The organism is Polaromonas sp. P1_G2, assembly GCF_056405515.1.
This window is the reverse complement of record NZ_JBFUBY010001752.1, coordinates 1-360: the sequence shown is the minus strand read 5'-3', so window position 1 is coordinate 360 and position 360 is coordinate 1. Positions and strand designations below refer to the sequence as shown.

Here is a 360-nt window from a genome sequence, read left to right as displayed (position 1 = left end):
GTTTCTGTCATCGCCTGCAACACTGCTTTCACTTTGGCCGGCGCCGACCTGCGCGCCGCTTTTCCCAACCATACCTTCGTCGGCACGGTGCCGGCGATCAAGCCCGCCGCGGAGCGCACCCGCTCGGGCCTGATCTCGGTGCTGGCGACACCCGGCACGGTCAAGCGCGCCTATACCCGCGATCTCATCCAGTCCTTCGCCCGCCAGTGCCATGTGCGGCTGGTCGGCTCGGAAAATCTGGCGCGCATGGCGGAAGCCTATATCCGCGGCGAGAGCGTTGCCGACGCCGACGTGGCGGCGGAAATCAACCAGTGCTTCCATGAAGAGGACGGTCGCAAGACCGATATCGTGGTGCTGGCC

The 360-nt window shown here is 65.6% G+C and carries 1 protein-coding gene; it reads left to right on the top strand.

All coding sequences use genetic code 11. The features are described 5' to 3' along the window. Positions 1-33: 33 nt before the first annotated feature. The coding region (locus AC1D0P_RS32430; RefSeq protein ID WP_477680471.1) for an aspartate/glutamate racemase family protein at positions 34-360 on the top strand (327 nt) is incomplete at its 3' end.